The following is a 293-nucleotide window of genomic DNA, read 5'->3' as shown; positions in this document are numbered from 1 at the left end:
TGTCAGCCTGACGGGGACGAAAGAAGAACTGGCGCTCCGTGTGGCAGAGCTGAAAGAGGAGCTTGATGACAGGATGAGTTCGTGTCCGTACAACTGAAAGAGGAGCTTGATGACCTGATGAGTTCGTGTCCGTACAACTGAAAGAGGAGCTTGATGACCGATGAGTTCGTGTCCGTACAACTGAAAGAGGAGCTTGATGACTGATGAGTTCGTGTCCGTACAACTGAAAGAGGAGCTTGATGACTGATGAGTTCGTGTCCGTACAACTCATCCTGAAAGAGGAGCTTGATGAC

General features: G+C 49.8%; 1 protein-coding gene. It reads left to right on the top strand.

The annotated features are described in order from the left end of the window. Nucleotides 1-7: 7 nt before the first annotated feature. A complete protein-coding gene (gene gpFI, locus H8L47_RS30475) occupies nucleotides 8-97 on the top strand; it encodes a DNA-packaging protein FI (RefSeq protein WP_408057761.1) in 90 nt (29 codons plus the stop codon). The last annotated feature ends 196 nt before the right edge of the window (nucleotides 98-293 follow it).

It is taken from the genome of Undibacterium umbellatum (assembly GCF_014284125.1).
GTDB classification, from domain to species: Bacteria; Pseudomonadota; Gammaproteobacteria; order Burkholderiales; family Burkholderiaceae_D; genus Undibacterium; species Undibacterium umbellatum.
Note: the sequence above shows the minus strand (reverse complement) of the source record. Positions and strands in the feature narration are given on the sequence as shown.